This is a genomic window from Segatella intestinalis (assembly GCF_029348455.1).
Classification (GTDB): domain Bacteria; phylum Bacteroidota; class Bacteroidia; order Bacteroidales; family Bacteroidaceae; genus Prevotella.
This window is the reverse complement of sequence record NZ_JARJVV010000022.1, coordinates 28,795-48,088: the sequence shown is the minus strand read 5'-3', so window position 1 is coordinate 48,088 and position 19,294 is coordinate 28,795. Positions and strand designations below refer to the sequence as shown.

The 19,294-nt window shown below is 45.6% G+C and carries 11 protein-coding genes and 1 pseudogene; 6 read left to right on the top strand and 6 right to left on the bottom strand.

What is annotated here, in order from left to right; translation table 11 throughout:
* Nucleotides 1-230 precede the first annotated feature (230 nt).
* From P3T48_RS13150 to P3T48_RS13125, 6 genes are all read left to right on the top strand, one after another.
* Nucleotides 231-542: a hypothetical protein gene (locus tag P3T48_RS13150; protein WP_276506980.1), complete on the top strand. Its 312-nt coding sequence runs from the start codon at nt 231-233 to the stop codon at nt 540-542.
* 13 nt (nt 543-555) lie between these two features.
* Nucleotides 556-1,035 carry a DUF3408 domain-containing protein gene (locus P3T48_RS13145; RefSeq protein WP_117678570.1) on the top strand — a complete coding sequence of 160 codons (480 nt, stop codon included), beginning with the start codon at nt 556-558 and terminating at the stop codon, nt 1,033-1,035.
* Nucleotides 1,036-1,219: 184 nt separating this feature from the next.
* On the top strand, nt 1,220-1,633 hold the full coding sequence (locus P3T48_RS13140) for a plasmid mobilization protein (protein WP_276506979.1): 414 nt from the start codon (nt 1,220-1,222) through the stop codon (nt 1,631-1,633).
* On the top strand, nt 1,630-2,580 hold the full coding sequence (locus tag P3T48_RS13135) for a relaxase/mobilization nuclease domain-containing protein (protein ID WP_276506978.1): 951 nt from the start codon (nt 1,630-1,632) through the stop codon (nt 2,578-2,580). The genes P3T48_RS13140 and P3T48_RS13135 overlap by 4 nt, the downstream gene beginning before the upstream one ends.
* A 32-nt stretch (nt 2,581-2,612) precedes the next feature.
* Entirely contained in the window at nt 2,613-3,359 is a 747-nt protein-coding gene (locus tag P3T48_RS13130) for a hypothetical protein (protein ID WP_276506977.1), read from the top strand.
* Between the two features lie 204 nt (nt 3,360-3,563).
* On the top strand, nt 3,564-4,097 hold the full coding sequence (locus P3T48_RS13125) for a copper resistance protein NlpE N-terminal domain-containing protein (RefSeq protein WP_276506976.1): 534 nt from the start codon (nt 3,564-3,566) through the stop codon (nt 4,095-4,097).
* A gap of 47 nt (nt 4,098-4,144) precedes the next feature.
* Here P3T48_RS13125 and P3T48_RS13120 read toward each other — a convergent pair whose 3' ends face one another.
* The 6 genes and pseudogenes from P3T48_RS13120 to P3T48_RS13095 form a co-directional block, all read right to left on the bottom strand.
* A complete protein-coding gene (locus P3T48_RS13120) occupies nt 4,145-4,975 on the bottom strand; it encodes a hypothetical protein (protein WP_153114141.1) in 831 nt (276 codons plus the stop codon).
* A complete protein-coding gene (locus P3T48_RS13115) occupies nt 4,972-14,085 on the bottom strand; it encodes a toxin TcdB middle/N-terminal domain-containing protein (RefSeq protein ID WP_276506975.1) in 9,114 nt (3,037 codons plus the stop codon). Before P3T48_RS13115 ends, P3T48_RS13120 begins: the two co-directional genes overlap by 4 nt.
* Before the next feature lie 17 nt (nt 14,086-14,102).
* Nucleotides 14,103-17,072, bottom strand: coding sequence for a T9SS type A sorting domain-containing protein (locus tag P3T48_RS13110; RefSeq protein WP_276506974.1), 2,970 nt, complete (start codon nt 17,070-17,072; stop codon nt 14,103-14,105).
* 745 nt (nt 17,073-17,817) lie between these two features.
* Nucleotides 17,818-17,928 (bottom strand): annotated as a pseudogene (locus P3T48_RS13105) (DpnII family type II restriction endonuclease); the annotation flags it as partial.
* A 6-nt stretch (nt 17,929-17,934) separates the two neighbouring features.
* Complete coding sequence (locus P3T48_RS13100) at nt 17,935-18,909, bottom strand: DNA adenine methylase (protein ID WP_276506973.1); 975 nt, start codon at nt 18,907-18,909, stop codon at nt 17,935-17,937.
* 12 nt (nt 18,910-18,921) lie between these two features.
* On the bottom strand, nt 18,922-19,125 hold the full coding sequence (locus P3T48_RS13095; protein ID WP_276506972.1) for a helix-turn-helix transcriptional regulator: 204 nt from the start codon (nt 19,123-19,125) through the stop codon (nt 18,922-18,924).
* Nucleotides 19,126-19,294: the final 169 nt, after the last annotated feature.

The window sequence follows — 19,294 nt, the reverse complement described above, 5'->3', positions numbered from 1 at the left end:
GCAGATGTTGAGCGTCTGACACACGTCCTGCGTGTCGAGCCACTTGTTCATGGTCTTGTCCTCACTGCGCTCACGGATTCTGTCCATGCGCTTCACGAAGTTCTCCAACTGGGCATCAAGATTGTTGAATGCTTCTTCCTCGAATACGATGAATCCCATACTTTTCTTTTTCTAAGTTAATACTATGTTATATGTCGCAAAGCTCCACGCATATGCTGTGCTCCACGTTTGTGAGTGCAAAGATAAGGCACGGCAATCTAAAAACAAGCGTTTTCAATTTCTGTGGCAGTATGTTGCCGGGGTTTGCCGACTTCAACGCCAAAATCAACAAGAAAAACTTGCACGACTGCAACGAATACATGAACAATGATGAGTTGAGAAATACGTTGAAGTTCTCACAGCTATCTCGGTATGCAAATAAGCAAGCCACAACTAAATTGCCACGTTACACCCAATCAGTTGCATGGCTGCACTCAGTACACTTACTTTGCACCCGACAATCGGTCAATGGTGCAAACCGTGACCACTATACTAACAAATAAAACAGCATAAGCTATGGCAAGAACAAAAGAAACGAAAATGTCTCCTGAACAGCAGGAGAAAATGACACAGGAGGTGGTGGCTTCGCTTCAATCATCCACTTATGGTAAAGACTATGCCCAAGAACATAGCTCTTTCTTTGAAGAGGTGGAGAACTCCGATTTAGAAGTTGTGACAGAGAATGTGGCTGCAACAACCTCCTGTATGGAGGACGAGCTAACGAACGAAGCTCTATCGCCACCGAATCCGCAGAAGCGCATCAGTGGCAAGCAGCGCAAGGCGACATTAGAGGAGTATCAGCAGACCTTCCTCCAAGTTCCAAGGATTGACGACCGCAAGCCAGTCTTCGTCAGTTCTGATGTACGAGACCGTCTTGATCGTGTCGTCCGCATCCTCGGAGGGAGACGCATGAGCGTATCGGGCATCATCGAGAACATCGTGCGCCACCACCTAAGCCTTTATGAAGAGGACTTCGAGGCTTGGCGCAAATTGTGAGAATTAAGGTCTGCGACCTTGGACGTGGATAGCTGAAAGGCTGTAGTTCCAACTAACGTGTTCTGAGAGGGAGCGAGGTTATGTTTTGGGAACCCCAAAACGCCTCGCTCCACCATGAGGGCGGAGGAATTTTGCTCCCGACGGTCGCAGAAAGTGAGTGTACCAACTGTAAACAGTGTATAGAATGACAAGCATACATGAACAGGACAAGAAAAAGGGCGGAAGACCGCCCACAGGCAGGGTTCGCAAGCTGTCGAAGTCTGTCACGGTGAAGTTCTCGAAGCCAAGCTACGAGGCTTTGAAACTGAGGGCAAGAAAAGCTAACCGCAAGTTGGCGGAGTACATCCGTGAGTCCGCCTTGAACGGCGAGGTGGTCAGCGGACACAACGCAGAGACGGTAGCCATCGCTAAGAGTCTCATAGGCATGGCGAACAACCTCAACCAACTTACCAAGCTGTCGCATCAGAGAGGCTTCCACGAAACCCATGTGTATGTGGTGGACTTGTTGAGAAGATTGAAAGCCATCCTTGGCGAGTATCGCCAAGCAAGTTATAAACCGAAGCCAAGCAGTATGGGCAGAAAGGAGGATGCCACATGATAGGCAAGCTAAAGAAGGGCAGCTCATTTGCTGGTTGCATCCGCTATGTTACAGGCAAGGACGAGGCGAAAATCCTTGCATCCGATGGAGTGTTACTCGGCACGAATGCCGAGATAGTACAAAGTTTTGAGCTGCAAAGACAGCTAAATCCAAGGATTAAGAAGCCTGTGGGACACATTGCACTCAGTTTCAAGCCCGAGGACAAGCCACGTTTGACGGATGAATTCATGGCTAAGATAGCCCTTGAATACATGCAGATGATGGGGATAAAAGATACTCAATTCATCATCGTAAGGCATCACAACACCGACAATCCACATTGCCATATTGTGTACAACCGCATCAATAACGAGGGCAAGCTCATATCAGACAGGAATGATTACAGGCGTAATGAGCAAGTGACCAAGGCTCTTAAATCCAAGTATGGGCTTACTTACGGAACTGACAAGAGCAAGACTAACACTCGCAAATTACGCAATGCTGAGCGTGCCAAATATGAGATTCACAATGCCGTCAAGGATGCCTTGAAAGGCGCTGATAGTTGGCATAAGTTCAAGAATGAACTTGCAAAGCGAGGTGTTCACTTGGAGTTAGTCTATAAGGACAAGGAGAGAACCAAGGTGCAAGGCATCCGATTCTGCAAGGACGGATATAGTTTCAAGGGTACGCAGATTTGCAGAGAATGCAGCTTTGGCAAGTTGGATGCAAGACTTGGCACAGAGCATAATCGTGTATCGCCAAGAGCCGAATCTATGCAGGGAGGACAACCAAGTTGTCACCAAGTAGAACAGACTCAACCAACGGCAGAACATACCCAAGACCCTTGGAGTGGTATTTCTTCCATCGGCTTGTTCGCTCCGTCTAATGCCCAAACTTATGAGTCATTCCCAGAGGATGAATCCGCCAAGAAGAAAAAGAGGAAACGCAGAAAGGGCTTCAGCCTTTGATGCAAGTTACAAACTTAAAATTAGAATCGAACATGAAAGAAGAACTATTGGAAGCCATCTATGGCACAGTTGAGAGATTGGAGCAGAAAGTCGATAAACTTTCTGCCTCCACAAATAACGCAGGAGCGGAAACCGTTCCTGCAAGTAATGACATAACCAAGTTGGATAAGTCAATCAATGCGATGTTTATCAAAGAAGAGGAAGTCAGAGGTAAAATATCCAAATTAAGAGATGCCATTGTCGTTTTTGCTGACCTTATTAAGGTTGAACTTGGCAAAAATGAGCAGCGAAGCAAGTTCTTGGTTGATGCAGTTAAGCAGATGATACAAGGGAATGATGTTTCCTCGAAGGCATTGCAGGACAAACTTGAAGTACTGAACAAATCACCTCAAAAGAAGGTTGTCACCCACCGCTTTGAGCCAACTTCAAAGTATGTTCTTCTTTTCATTGTTGGCATGGTTCTGTCACTTGTCATATCCATTTGGGGCAATCTTACCCAATGGCGAGAGCACCAAGATTGGGAGGAGGCAGACTTGAAGTATCGGGCATTGAAGATGGTTCTTCCATCTGACGACCCCAATGTTCGATACATCGAAATGAACTTCTCTGTATGCCCTAATAAAGAAGTTATTGAGAATGTGAGAACTCATGTAAATACTTACGAGGACTCAATTCGCTACCATAACGAAATGATACAGATGGCAGCAATTAAAGATAGCATTGCTAATAGCCTATTTAAAGAGGCGAATGAAATTAAAAAGAAAATTAATGAGAAATAATAGACAACGGCCATCGGCTACAAGTGCATCCTTCGCTTCGATAAAGTAAAGACGAACGGACTCCGTATCATGTTCGATGATGCAAGAGGCGTTCCATGCATCAGCAATGTAGCAGCATATTAACTTTTCATTAACTCAACTATTCATTCGTGTCCGTGATGCCATTCGCTTGACATTGCGGACACTTTTTCTTTTATGATGGTTATGAAGAAGAAATTGATAATTATAGCAGTTTTGGTTATCTCACTTGTCACTTCTTATATTTTATGTGATACGAAACAGAATGATGCCGATATTGACCCTGTTAAAGTCGAAGAATATACGGCAATCTTAGAAAACAGTATTGACTTGGATTCCATTGCAGGAATATATTGCGGCGTGTTGCCACCTAATGTTGAAACAACACTCACGCTAAATGCAGATGGTACTTATCGTTTGAAGAAGAAATCTCTAAACGATTCGGATAGTTGCGAAGTGTTGAATGGTGTCTTCAAAGTGCTTGACGGCAGCATTCTGATGCTTGAACATCCGAAAAGTGGTGACAATATATTTTATAATGTGAAGAATGACAGCAGCATTATTCTGATAGACTCGTTTGGGAATGAACCTAAAAGAATGGATGCAAAACACTATGTTCTGAAAAAGAATGTTTTAAAAACCGTGGATTTTCCCTTGGGTAATCCACGGATTTTTAAAACTTATACATTTTGTGATATGTTGCTCAAAATATACCTATAATGTCAAGGACTGAAAATTATAGGAAATTTCCTCCGATTATAGTATTTCTATATAGCGAATCCTTCCGAAAGGGATAGTTCCTTAACGTCTCCATTTGGAAGTATTTCTAATTTCATAGGGTAAGGATAATTCCATTCATCTATAGTTCTATATTTAAAATTTGGTATTCCTAACTTGCTCTTTTTTATCCATGTTTTATCTAATAAATTTTCAGATGCCTCAATTCCGTATATAACTATCAAGTGTCCATCTCGAAGAAAATATCCATCATATTTATTTTTATCATAATATATCATAGAACGTATTATTGCATAGTGTTTACCATTCATTTTTTTAAAACGTAATTCATATAACACATCTATATTATTATAAATATAGGAATTAACAAATTCATTCAATTGCTTGTTAATGACAACATTGTTTCCTTTTATTTTATTCTTTCTGTATAAAGTCTTTTCTGGTCTTTTTAACAATGCTAATTTGCTGTCCTTCATAATTTCATACACATTCAGTCTTGGCTCTGAAGTGACGTTGGAAGAATATATACAATTATAACTAAGTTTTTCCCCTTCATATTTATGCAAAAAATTAGAGTCTATTATATTAGACCGATCGGTTTCGTCAGTTTGGAAATATGTAACCAATTTATTCTTGTATATATAATAACCCTCAATCATTTTAGGATTATAATTGTAAAGACAAGTGATGAAAAGTAATTCATGTCCTTCCAATTTGGATGCCTGAATTTGGATAACATTGTATTCTGGATTTTCATTAATTATCCCATCAAGAACCATAGCCAAGGATGGTGAGAATGGTCCATCCTTAGCTATGCAACTTGTCAATAGAATAAAAAATATAAAAAAAATCTTTTTCATTTCTTATAAATTCTATTTTTTATTTGTTCGTAAGTTGGTGTGAAAAGTGGATTAAATCTTGCACATTTCAAATTATATTCATACAATTGGCTTCTTTGTTTTTTGTCACCAGAGTAGTATATATAAGCTCTTGGATAGTTTTCAAACCTTTTATTAGGATTTGCCTTATGATATTCATTGTAAATATCATTCAGAGTCCAAACATCACCATCTGTATAATAATTGCTAATTGCCCTTCCCGAAGACACCCGATTGTATTCATTATAATTTCCTGATGCTTTAGTCCCATTCGAATTCGTATTCCAAGGATGGCTATGTAGATGGAACAACATGTTTTTTGCATCACTCATGTCGTTAGAAACAGAACCTGTACTAAAGTTTGTACTCAATTTAAATTGAGTACCGGAACTATTTCTAATACCAACTAATCGCCATTCAACCTTAGTATGTTTTGCTGCAAAAGTGAAGAACTTAAAGGCATCATCACCATTTGCCGTTACAGCAAAAGAACCTTGATTACCCTTGTTTTTTACCAACTGATTTACGAGATTTCGCCCAACGACAATACTTGCTTTTCCTATAAATACGCGATGTGTAGATTTTGCATTAGTTCGTCTCCAAAAAACTAAATATCCACTTGCATTCATCTTATAATCATCTTTGCCATCTGGGTCAATGATAACTATTGGACTATTATGACAATATGTATAAGAACTTATGTCTGGATATTTTTCTTTTGAAGGATCTACGCTTATCCACAGACTCAACCTTGGCTCATAATACCTCGCCCCATAGTAATACAATCCCGTCTCCTCATCGAATTCCTTCGCATTGAAAAGATAAGGTGTATTCCAGATGTTGTTGCGTTCCTCTATGAAAATCTCTCCGAAAGGCACATACTCGATATGCTGCACCACCTCACCGTCAAGGTTAGTGATGTAACTACTGCTACCCAAGTGGTCTGGGTGGTAGTAGAACTGCATCTTCTCGTATGTATCGCCTTCTTGGAAGTTGTTCTTTGCAGCTCTCGCTAAAGCTCGTGTCTGAGCAGCCTCCAAGCTGCCGTCATTGCAGCAGAAACCCTTGCCATCGACATAGTCGTTGTTGTCCTCGCCATTGTACGGCACTGCAAAGGTTGCATAATTATCCTTGATAACCTGCAACTGCTGGACATATTTTTGCTTATAGTCAACAGAAAGTCCATCAGTCTCACTACCTGCATACTGGATGCGGCGTGGATCTGAGCCGTAAGAGTCGAAGTCACCAATCTTGGAAACGACACGCTGACTACCTATATAGATATGCTTTGTATAGCGTCCGCCTTGGTTGGCAACGAGATAAGGTGATACATAGAGTGAGAACTTGGCGGTGTTCGTGCGACCTCCTGCAAACTCAGAGTTCACATAAACTTGGTCACTCTCGCCTGATGTCTTCACCGTACGCTCACCGTCTGCATCATACCAATAGTTGGTCACAAAGCCGTTATCGTCAGAAGCAAGGAGACGGTTCTCCTCATCCCATTTGAGTTTGCGCTCTGCGGTCTTCTCGTCAGCCACACCGTCCTTCTTGGTACGGCTTGTGTTGACATAAACAAGATTACCGTTGGCATCATACTCATAGGCATGATTGTTGCTCACATTCTTGCTCTCCGAAGGCGTCTCCTCTGTGCGGTAGTTCACATCCTTCACATTGGCGAGTTGGAACTTCTTGCCAGTCTCTGTTCCATAGGTGTATGACAAATCATAACCTGCATTCAATGTACCGTTGAACTGCACGTTGTTCTGCGTGAGAATCTGACGCTTCGAAGTGATACGGTGCATATTGTCGTAACCCATCGCAAGAGTGTAGCTTGCGGTCTTGTTGTCAGCACCAGTATAAGTGCCAGTTGCGCTGACAATACGATAGAGGGCATCGTATGTATAGGCATGAGCCATCTGTCCGCCAGCCTTTCCACTCTGTGGAACTGACGCACCGTTTACCACGCTGAGCACATTGCTCACCGCATCGTATGTATAGGCATTGTCCATAATGGTGTTGCCACCACTATTCACCGTGAGGTTCTGCAATCTGCGACGCTGTGGGTCGTAAGTGTAGAAGGTCTCAGCACCGTTGCAATACTTCAAGTATGTGCGCTGCTCAAACTTGTCATAGCCTATCTTGCTCACATAGTCGTAGCCGTATGACTTGTAGCCATGAACCTTTTCAAGCTGACCACCGAGATTGTAAGAATAGGTTATTTTCTCCTCATCAGGATAAATCATCTCCAACAGACGGTTGTGGCTGTCATAAGTCCATTGCGTCACGTAGGTTGCTATCGCCTGGTTAGGCACAATCAACGTGCGGCGGGTCTTGGTGACTTCGCCCATCTTGCCATAGAAGTATTCAATGGCACCTGTTCCGTCCTCGCGGAGCATCAAGCGACCGATACGGTTCTGAGAGGCATTGCGACCACCATAGTAATACTTCACGTTGTTCTCCGGATGATCTGGGTAGTTGATACCTGTCAGACGCTGATAGTCGTAATCGTAGGTGATGAACTTGCCTTCCTTGGCAAGGTTGGCAGTCTGCTTAGTCTGCACATTGCCGAGCGCATCGTATGTGAAACTTGTGATGCCGCTTGCAGGATGGTTCACCTCAGTACGGCGGTCACCCATGTCGTAAGTAGAGGTCGTTACATTGCCCTCCGTGTCGGTTACACGAACAAGGCGCTGTATGCCGTCATACTCAAACGAGGTGGTAATCTCACCGTCAGGACCGCTCTTCTGGATGGTCTTCAAGGTCTTGCCACTGCCATTGGTATGGGTAGCCTGCACATTATGGAGTGCGTCTGTTACGGTTGTAACAAGTGCATGAGTGCCGTTGTCAACAGTATATGCCGTAGTTGTCGTAGAGTTGTCCGGCAATGTCACTGAGGTAGCACGGTCGAGCACGTCATAAACAGTAACCGTTGGAGATACATTGTCAAATGACTTGTTGAATGTGGACTTCGATCCGGTTCCTTCCGTTGTAGGATAGAAGGCCTTTGCCACACGTCCGAAAGCATCATACATGTTTCTTCCGCTGACTATCATCACGTTCTCATCCTTGGCAGAGTTGCCCTTTGCAGCACTTGTCACAATACCGTCCTTCTTCACCTGCACGGCTCTTCCGAAACCGTCAACGAAAGTAACGGTCTCCAAGTCGTCGTTAGGGTGCTGGATGTCGTAGTGCTTGGTCACTGCGTATGCAGGAGCGGTAATGCCACTCTCATTGAATGTAGCCAATGGCTGATACTCAAAGGCGATGGCATAAGGCACGCCTGTAGCCAACTCGTTAGGACCACGCACGCCAGTGATGCGACCGAGGTCGTCAACATCAGTCTCGTAGTAGAAGTTGTTGAGGTCACGATGCTCCTTGGCAATGCCATAGCGATAGTCAAAATTGCCTTGCTCGCTGCGGTAGCCCCACGCATCGTCAATACGCTCCACATACATGTTCATTTCCGGCTCATAGCGGTACTTGTACCACATGCGCTGTCCCTTGCTGTTGGCAGGGAGGGTCTTCTGGATGATGTTGCCGTAAGAGTCGTACTTGTAATCAGTAACTGCCGCACCGTCATTCAACTGCTGTGTAATCTGCGTGATGTGGTTGGCGTAGTTGGTATTATACTTCGCCGTCACATGGTGATAGAGTGAGCCGTCACCGCCTGTAACAGTCACATCAACAGGAAGTCCGAAGATGTGCTTGCTTGCATTGTCGGTATATTTGATAGCAGTCGCATAATCGAACTTGCCGTTTCCGTCCTCGCCAAGACTGCCCTTGTCGCTGTACTTGTAGGACTTCAACTCACCATGATAGCCATTGAGGTAGTACTCATTCCATGCCTCGGATGTAACCACACCGTTTGCCGCTCCCTCATACTGCAAGTTTGCCGTATAGCGGAGAGGTACGAATGCAGATGCACGGTCACTCCAAAGGTTCACGTCACGCTTTGCGAATGTGTACTTGTCACCGTCGGCAGTCATATAATAACTGTCGTAACGGTTCTTTGTCTCCGTGTACTTGTTGCCGTTGGCATCCTCTACGGATGTGGCGGTAACATTGCCCTGCGTGTAGTAGTTGGCTACATCGTAGTTCTCAACAGCCTGTCTGTAAACAGAATTGCCATTCTCCGTGTCGAGGTTCTTGGTGATAACCTCACCGAAACCGAGGAACTCACGTTCATGGCGGTCACGCTTGCCGTCCTTATACTCAAAGGCGGTTGTCATGACAGGACCATCGTCATGGATACCATCATCAACGGTAAGGGCAGACATTACCCACTTGCCACCAGGAAGTCCGTAGGTAGGAGTGGTATGCGCATAGTCGAGTGTGAAAGTGCCGCCCAAGGAGTTGGTGACAGACTTCAACATGTTTGTCCTGCCAATGGCAGAGCGTGTAACCTTCAACTCGCTTTCCTTCTCAGACTCAACGATGTCAAGATAGCCGTCACCGTCCACATCCTGCAAAGAATATGTAGGGCGGTTGATGCTATGAGAGGTAGAAGCACCAGGGTTGGTTGAAATCTTGATGCTTATAACAGGTATGTTGATGGTCAGGGTGAACGCTGCATTTGCAGACTCTGAAGTAGATGCCGATTCGCTGAGCGCACTCACACCCTTCCAACTGATAGGCTCGTCAAAGCCGTTACCAGTGTTGAGGGCAACAATGATACCATGGTCGCTCTTCCATACCTTGTCTGGAAGGCCATCGGAGTTGATGTCGATAAGATTGTATTCCTCCTCACTTTCAGAGGTTACGATGCCAAAGCCTGCTGAGAAACTGCCGGAGGCCTTGTTTATAGACTGCTTTGTGCTCTTATTTTGGGTAGTTCCCCAACCAAAATCTTCCCCTGCACCTGCACCAAAATTATAGGAAAGAGACTTACCGCCTTGGATGCGGTCCAGCACCCAGTCAACAGGCTCAGTGAAGGCATAGCCAAGGTTCAGTTTTACTTTCTTGTCTGAAAGAATCTTGTCGGGAAGTCCATCGCCATTGATGTCAATGAAAGATTCAACTGCCTCATCCGTATTCTTTGGCGCACTGCCAGAAATGGAGAATTGAGCCAGCCATGCAGTCTGCTGGTTCAGTATGGTTGCCTTGCCCTTGGAGATTAGATTTGTGATGCTTGACGCTGAAGCCACAGGGTTACCGCCATATCCCCATGCCTGTGAAGCATTGTCGGAGTTGCTGGAGCCGATGCCCTTATAGATTTCGCCGCTCAGTCCACCAAGAGAGTTGGTGTATTGAATCGTACCACCAGCGATGATGTCCGGGAAACCATCACCATTCATGTCCATCATGGTGACCTCTGTCTTGGCACTACCGCTCGCATCGTTGTGTGTGATACCAAGCGCACCGCCTTGCACTACCGTGCTCTTGCTGGACATCACTTGGCTTACTGCCGCAGCACCAGTACCTTGCAAATACTCACCTGCAAGTCCTGCTACCTCGGTATCGTTCTCCAACGGATTGGAGAGAAGAACATCCTGCTCGGTCAGTCGGGCTGTGCTTGCCTCGGTTGCAGTAAGATAGATGTCCTGTCGCTGACCGACCCACTTGTCCATAGAAGTCTGGTCTGTACCCAATGGAGTGAATGCCATCGTGAGAGGGTCAACCTTGTCGTTCTCGTTTTCAGGCAATTTCAGCAATGACTCGTCAATAGGCTTTGCATATCTGCCCTCTGCCGAGTTATAGACAAAACCTCCCCAGCCACGGTAAAGTATACCGAAGCCAAGATTGTCATTCTCTGCATAGAATCCTGCAAGCACATTCTCTGTTACGAGACCTGCCGCATCTTTCAGAATGGAAACAGAGGCTGAAGTAACAGTTTCATTAGAGATTGCTGCCGGATAGCTGTATTCAAACCAGATGTTCTTTCCTGCAGTAGTTGCAAATCGCAGAGTATCGGCTTTCAAGATGCCATTCTCGATATTGAAAGACTTCTTGCCGATGAGTGCATCCTCTGTCTTGGCGGTCAAAGTAACCTGTCCATTGATGGAATTGTCAGAAAGGGTAAGCACTGGCGACACAACCAGAATTGTATCAGTCGCTGTGGTCAAGTATGGCTTGCCCTCTGCCAAGGCTTTTGCGAAAGTCTTGTAATGTGCAGGAACTGCCATGGTATGCTCAACATTGGCAGAATCCTTGTAAGTTACGGACGCTTGCCAACCTATATTCTTCCAATCAACATTTGAGGTGGATGAAATCTCAAAGCTGAAATTGGTCAGTTTTTCTGTATTCTCCAGACTGATGTTGAGTGAATCGCCATTGAAAGTCTCATTAGCCTTCAGTGTACGAGCAAAGACAGTCTTCTCGATATAGTTCGGGTTGTCGTTTCCGGCACTGTCTTTCTTGTCGTTGCTGCCAATGATGCTGAGAACAACATCGTCGGTTGTTACAGGCTTGTGGAAGGCACTGTGAACTTCCACGCTTGAACCATTCTCCACATTGGCGGAGGTGTTCACATCGTAGATGGCACCATCCTCAGGTTTGTACTCTGTTGAAGAAAGCCCGTTAGGCAAGATATTTGACTCGCCAACGTAAGTAATGGTAGGTGACCAATTCACCTTATCAAATGAGCCGTTGCTTGTTTCCTCAGAGCCAGACTGGACACGGAAATAGATTCTGTCACCACGCTTGACGGCAACAGATGATACGGCTGCGCTGTATGGACTGTTGTCACCCTTGGCTATCGTCTTGTTCCAAAGTTCATTGCCTCCCTTTTGGATGGCAATTCTTACGCCGTCTGCCTTCTGATACTCGTCAGCATCATAGTCATCTGTTGGTGCAATGAGGCTAACTTGACCAGTTACGCTGACAGTTCCGTCCTTTGGAGCCTGCCATACACGCACTATGTCCTCCATCGGTGAGTTCTTGATGGCTTCCGCCTGCTCATCCTTACTGACCTCCATGACGGAAGTGTCAACCTTGCCACCATAGATAATTGGGCTTGGCGTGTCGGCACTGCTCAATGTAAATGTAGGCACGGCATTGCCAGATCCGTCAAACTCCAAGTGGTTGAAATAGACCTTGCCATTGGAAACGAGGTCAACAAGTCCGTCACCATTGATGTCGCTGAAATACTGAGTGGTCTTGGTCTTAGTGGTTGACTTGTCCGTTCCGACAACGGCAGTCAGGACATCCCAACCGACAACGGCATTCGCACCGAAAGTGTTGGTAGAACTTTTGGTTGTCGAGAAGTTACTGATGCCCTTTACCTTGATAGGCTCACCATATACGACTTCTCCGTTGTTTGTCTTAATCTGTGGACGATAATAAACAGAACCACCGGACTTGTACACCTTGTCAGGAAGTCCGTCACCGTTCAAGTCAACGAGTGCGGAAAGTCCCTTGCTCGTGTCGCTTGAATAGCTGTAAGAGCCACCCACGGTATTGCTTTTCCAAGGACTTCCGTCCACGACACCCACACCTGCATAGAACGAACCGCTCACGGAAGAGCTTGTCGTTCCGCCAAGTGCAGTTGGCTTGTCGCTGAAACGCTTGCTGACAGCCTTTAACGGATTGATGAACCCTGCGTCAAGTCCATCATCATGGGTGTTCCATTTTTCGGAATCATCCTTGAAAGGAACATAGCCCTTGTCTGCCTGTACGTCATCATAGTAGTCGAAGTTTTGGAAGGAGACCTCCTTGCCGTTGTTGTCATACTGTCTGACACCAGTGAGCATTTCCTTGTGGAATGCACCTTCCTTATAGTCGAAGGCATAGCTGCGCAATGTCTCGCCCTGGAAATTCACGGTCACTTTCTCCAGCAGCTTGTTGGAGGAGGCGAGGAATCCATAGCGGGCATTGTTGGTCTTTACCTGCTTTACCTTGTTGCCATCAAAGAGTACAACGGTGTGCGGTTCCTGTCCTGCATTACCTGCATGAACCTCCTTCAGATATGCAGCCTTGGCCTTCAAGCCGCCACGCACATCCTCATCCACGATGTCATACACATATTCTATATAGTCACCGTGGAGTTCCTCGACACGTTTCAGCTTCCATTCGGCAATCACCTCACGGGTATTGCCAGAAGCATCGGTGACATTGCCCTTTACAACAGCTCCGTCACCGCCATAGATGTACTTGACACCCTGCTTGTCTGTAACCTCCCAATAATAGTTGGCAGGACTGTCACCCTTGCGGATGATACGGCTGAAATCACCGCCTTGGCGGGTGTAGAACTGGCGGTCAGCCTTTCTGTTCATCTTCTCGCCACGGTGTGCGACTCCCATCTGTCCGTTGTCATCCATAGTGGAGAGCATTGAACCGGACAAAAGATAAGTCTCCGTTTCTTTTGATAGGTCATAACGAGGCACGCCCCACCGGGTGTCAAGCGTTATGCTTGGCACGCTGACGTTCCAACCCTCGCCGAGCCAACCGCTACCGCCCTCGCTGCTGTACTGCAAGCCAAGGCTTGGCTGCATACCGTTTCGTGCTGGCGGCATCTCGAACGGATATTGCAGGTTGGCAGAGCCACGGTTGTTTGCGCTTGGAGGCGCAATGACATTTATCTTCGCCGTCGGGTCTGCCGCCTTGATGTCGTTCATCATCGTCGGGGCAAAGCCTTCGGTCTGCGGAGACTCCGGTGCCTGTATCACACCGTTGATCATGTCTGTGAAGTGGGTCGTCTTTGAAACGACACACTCTTCCTTCTTGTCCACACGCACACGTTCCAACGCAACCCAATGCTTCTCGGCCGGGTCATAGTAATAGGTACGGATGTCGTCCTCGGTATAGCCGCTTGGTATTCTCGTGCGGTCATACTTTATCTTGACAGTCGCGCCCTCGCCTGTGAAATGGGTTCCGTGAGGGAGAAAACGGTAGCCATGTCCTCCAGCCGTGACATTGGTCATGGCAAAGTCAAGCTCAGGAACATTCTCCTCTCCGATAGAGTTCACGGAAAGGCTTCTGTTCCGAATGAGGTCTTTCTGAAGAACGACCAGTTTGCTACCTCCTACGGAGATACTGTCAGAGACACCCTTCTTGAAGAGTTTTCTCACGGCTGTCCCGTCCTTTGCCGAAAGGGACAGTGTGGCGGCAAGCAGTAAAACCAATGCCCACGCCACCTTCTGTATATAATTCTTCATGCGTATCTTCCTTTAAGTTACTTTACTGAGATTTTCCTTGTATGCTCCCCATTCTCGGAGATTGCCTTCACGACATACACACCCGATGCGGGAACCTTGAAGTCGGCTTGCTTGACGCTTTCGCCTGTCATTTGGCGTGACACTACCAGTTTGCCTGATACGTCAAACACCATCAATGTGGCTGCAGCAGGCTTGTCCTGTGTGAGTTTAGCCTCGTAGATGCCTGTCGTAGAACCGTTGCCCTTGACAGTGAAATCCTCGTCTTCTCCAGAAATGAAGGTATTGTCAGCCTGTCTGTCCGAGCTGCCCACATGGTTCTCCCTTGCCTGTGTTCCGTTAGGCATACTTGCATCACACTCGCTGCCGACATAGACGGTCATCGTTGTCGTACACTTCTTGGGTGTTTCTATCTGCACGTTGCCCCTTGTGGTGAATGAGGTTACAGGCGTACCGTTTACGGTAAGGTCTGTGATATGCGTCTCGCCCTTTCCGTACTTGATGCAGAACCGCCATGCACGAAGTGACCAGACATATTCATGATGCACGGTCTGTCCGTTCAACTTGTATGTGACCTGCATATTGCGGACTGTAACACTGAGCACATCGCCCGGCTTGATGGTGACATATTTGGTTAGGCTTGTATATCCACCGGTTATGATATGCGCCTTGTCGCCCCGCACGTCGAAGCCATATTGGGTGATCTCGTCCGTGAGGCTTGGCTCCAATCCCACACGGTAGTTTGATTTTGTATCGTTCACCGTCCATGAGATGTCGCCAGACAGATAGGTCCTGGTGTCATGTGAGTATGAGGTGTAGAGTGCGTTGCCAGTGGCATAAATCTCGTTGCCTCCACCTTGGGATACGGACAGCGCATAGGCGCCGGGGGCAAGATTCGTGATTCTATGCGTGTCACCGAAGAATGTTCCTCTGGCAATGGTTTCTCCTTTTACTTTTCCTGCAACGGTGTCAACGCTGAGCACATAGGAATAGACAGGTGTACCGATGTTGATGCCGATGTCGATATACCCGTCATTGCGTGGAACTCCATTCTCGCAACTTGACGGCGTAGGAGTGGCATCATAGGAAATGCCGTCATAATAGGCGAATGTGAACACATCGCTTCCGCTTCCGTCTGCATCCCATAGGATATTGCGGAATATGGTCTTGCCCCTCGTCATATCAGGCTTGGAGCATCTTATGTTGCTATTGCTGTTGATGTCGAAATCACCTTCACCGCTTGGGTCTATGAGCATGACGGTACGCTTGCGGCAATAGTCCGAGAACTCCCTGTCCGGTGTGAGGTCATAGCTCAACTCTGCCATATAACCGACATCATCTATTCCTCCTGTCCTCAAGCCTGCCATGTTCAAGGCGGACTCTGCTCCTTCCGTTCGGATAATGCCCACATTTGTGTCTGTGTCAGTTGCATCCGAAATGGATATGGTTCTTGCCGCACTTCCTGTTCCGTCAACACGCAGATAGATGTTTTTGCCTTCCTTGCGGATGGAAATGTCCGTTCCGTCAACATCCGTGGCGATGTATGAATTTGAGACCGCTCCGTTGATGATCGGATAAACAACTCCAGCATTGGTGAACCGGAATCCATACTTGCATGTGCTGCCACCGATGCTTCCGAAGCCAACGTCAAAAGTCGGGTGACTTGTCGGACAGGTGAACTCAAAGGCACCGCCACCTCCAACAAGGGCTGGGGTCGTGGCATAAGCTCCGGAAGCGGCTTTCTCTTGGATGATATTGTCAGTAAAGCCATTCCTTGACACTTCAAATCCTTGCGCAGTCCATCTTGCCACTGTACTGTCGGGCTTTGACGGCACGTTGGTCTTGACCATCCATGTACGTTTCATGACATGCCACAGGGAATCTGTAGGTGAGGTATATGTTGCAAGTGCCACATCATCGTCGCCCCAGAAAGTAAAGCCTCTGTCCGGCATCGGATTGCCGTTTTCACGTCCCATGACAAGCAGACGGGAAGCGGATGAAGGGTTGTATGGATTTGCGTCATGGTAAGTTCCGTTCTCCTTCAAGGCCGCATATACCGGACTTTCCTCATATGATGTTGCGGAAAGCGGTTGGGAGAGACTTCCTGCCGTGTCGGTTCCAACAGCTGTGACCCTATGGTGGTAGGCTTGGTTCTCCGCCATGTCCCAAGTCAGGTTTCCGTCGCTGTCAAGATACGAGCCTTTGAGGGTGATGCCGTACTTTACCGCAAGATAGCTCTCCACTTTTCTGCGCTCATCGGGTGTAAGCATCCTGCTGAACACAATAAGCTCAGGGGCATATCCACGGATGGAAGCATTACCGAAGAGCGAGGTCGGGAAATCCGTACCGAAACTGCCAGAGGTGGAAGGGGTTCCGATGAATAATGTGGTGTTGGAGTTGTCTCCCCACAATGTTGTTGAAGGATTGCTTACCTTGAAGTAGGACACAACTTGCAGAGCGCTTTCCTTAAAACCGTTCTCGGACAAAGAATCACTTGATTGATAAAGCAGGTCTTCACCCGATGCTGAACCATAGTCCAGTGGTTCAACACCTCTACCCCTTACGGCTTTGTCCTTGCTCAGAATGGCTCCGTCGCCCTTGCGGCCGTCAAGAGCATAGACAACCATATCCTTGCCGATGGTTGCCAGTTCCGGTGAAAAGACACCGATGACGGTAGCCTGTGAGAGGTCGCCGTGCTTGAGTTTGGCACTCAGACTACGGAATCCGTCTGCGAGCCAGAGACTCGGATTGAAGTTGAAGTAATGGACTGAACTGTTCGGAAGAGTAAGTTCAGACTTGACGCCACGGCTGTCCAATAGCATCAGCCGTATGGAATCCCCAGAGAAATCCTGCCAACGGTAATAACCTTGCAGGTCTGAGTTCAAAGGCGCAGTCTTGAACCACAGTTCGCTTCCGCTGACTCCTCCGGGCGTTTGCGCGAAACTGCCGAGAGCGAAGCCTAACAGTAACAAAGAAGTAAACTTTCTCATGCGCTGTCAATTTGGAGTGTTTGAAAAATATAAAAACGTATGCCTCTGCCGCGCAGGGAGAGACCAGTGAGAGAGAACGGACTGTTGCTACGGAGAAGAATTGTGATATAGGCTTGCTCCGTAAAGTCCTATTGTCACGTGGCAGGCCAATAGGCTTTACCACCAAACTAATGCTGCAAATATACAAAAATAATCTTAATAAACGGATATAATCTTTAAGAAATTTGCTGATTTGGTGTTTTTTTCTTATGATTTCGGTCAATTTTGCAGAAATCTTTTACATCTGTTGTATGTACTGGAGTTAGTTTGGCAAAAATACACAAATGTTCACGGCTTCACTTTCTTATATAAGAATGTAAATCATGGTTTGAAACTGTACACACTCGGAGTACAAATGAAAACAAGATATGCTTGTGTCGGAAAGGTATATATGAGCTGATGGTAGAGTCGTCATCAACAACAATGGCCCTGATTTGATAAACTCAGCAGGAATACTTGCTATTCATTTTTTGATGGGGTTATGTTCACAAGTTTGAGATTTCATGTAAAAAAGTCCTAATTTCTATATTTCTCTTCTTGCAAATTATGGGATATTAAGAAAAATATCGTATCTTTGTCGCAAATTTAGGCGTTCTTTGGATATTGCAAAATACAGAAACGAGCAGAAGTCCGCTCGTTTCCATATTGTTACCTATATAATATAGGCAAACGCCCAACTTCTTGATTTTCAATCAAAGTCCAATTTAGAGCGAGTTAGGTTTACTACATTTGCTGCAATTTTATTGAAATCGCAGAAGAAATCAAGTGTTTGGTTTGTCTCTTGAAGTTGAGACATAAATTTGTTAAAGTCATTCATGTTATATCATTGATTTACAGCCATTGCGACAATTTGGGTATTCTCATTTGCTGCAAGTTGGAAAAAGTTTGGCTGATTGTTACTCTTAGTATCTTGATAATTGTGAACAAGTATTTCTGTCAACTTTCCTCGCTTTTCGGGATTTGAGTTGATACTTCTTGAAGCCCAAACTCGTTCTATCTGATATGCCCCATACAACACATCAAAGAAATTGTCTTCTTCATTCTTGCCCTTACAATCCGAGTTACTGAGCATGAAGCGGAAACCTGCTTCATGAATACGGTCACAATACTCCTTCAGACGAATCTGAGCGTCATCATTGAAGGCTTCTTTTGAATAATCATTGAAACTTGATGTATCACTTAATGGACGATATGGAGGATCAAAGTAGAAAAGAGTATCGCCATGTGCATGTTCAAATGTTGCCTCAAAGTCACTATTTAGAATCTCTACACGCTGCAATAATTCACTATCTTTTCTGATAGTTTCAGGATCGCATATCGTTGGATTTGAGTACTTTCCGAAAGGAACATTAAAAAATCCCTTCTTGTTAACTCTATAAAGACCATTAAAACAAGTTCTATTCAAGAAAAAGAACTTTGTAGAATTCTCGATAGGGTCAAGATTCTTTTCGTTGTATCGTTCACGAGCAGCCATGAAGAAGTCTTTTCTTCCATCTTCTGTTTCAATAGCCAAATACGCATTCTCTATATCCCTCAATGACTCTATCAACTGTTCAGGAGTATCTCTGACAGTTCGATAGCATGTTGCCAAATCTGGATTTATGTCATTAATAATAGCGTGTTGGATATTAGGATAACGCTGAAGCATATAGAAGAGCATTGCTCCACCACCCACAAAGGGCTCTATGTACGTTACATTCTCCCAATTACCAAAGTCAGCTGGAAGTTGTGCATCCAGTTGTTCAATGAGCTGACTCTTTCCGCCAACCCACTTGATAAAAGGTTTTGCTTTTGCCATAATATGCTAATTTTATTTTTCAGTTGAGTTCAACAAGTCTTTTACATCAACATCAAGGAGTTTTGCAATCTTGTCAAGCGTATTCAAGTCTGGCTGAATACTATTGCTGCACCATTTACTAACAGTGCACGCTGATTTGCCAACTTGCTCAGCTAACCATTTGCTAGTTTTCTCTTGCTCGGCAAGAATTGCTTTTATTCTATTTAACTTAGCCATAACATCTAAACAAATTAAAGTTTGGCGCAAAGTTAATAAATTTCAGTAAGATTGAAGATTCTCATGCATGAAAAGTTGAACGAATAATTAAATTTTCACAGAAAACACTAAAAAATGCCACTTGAGAAGTCCATTTTGGGCACATTATTTTCTAACTAAAGCTATTTTT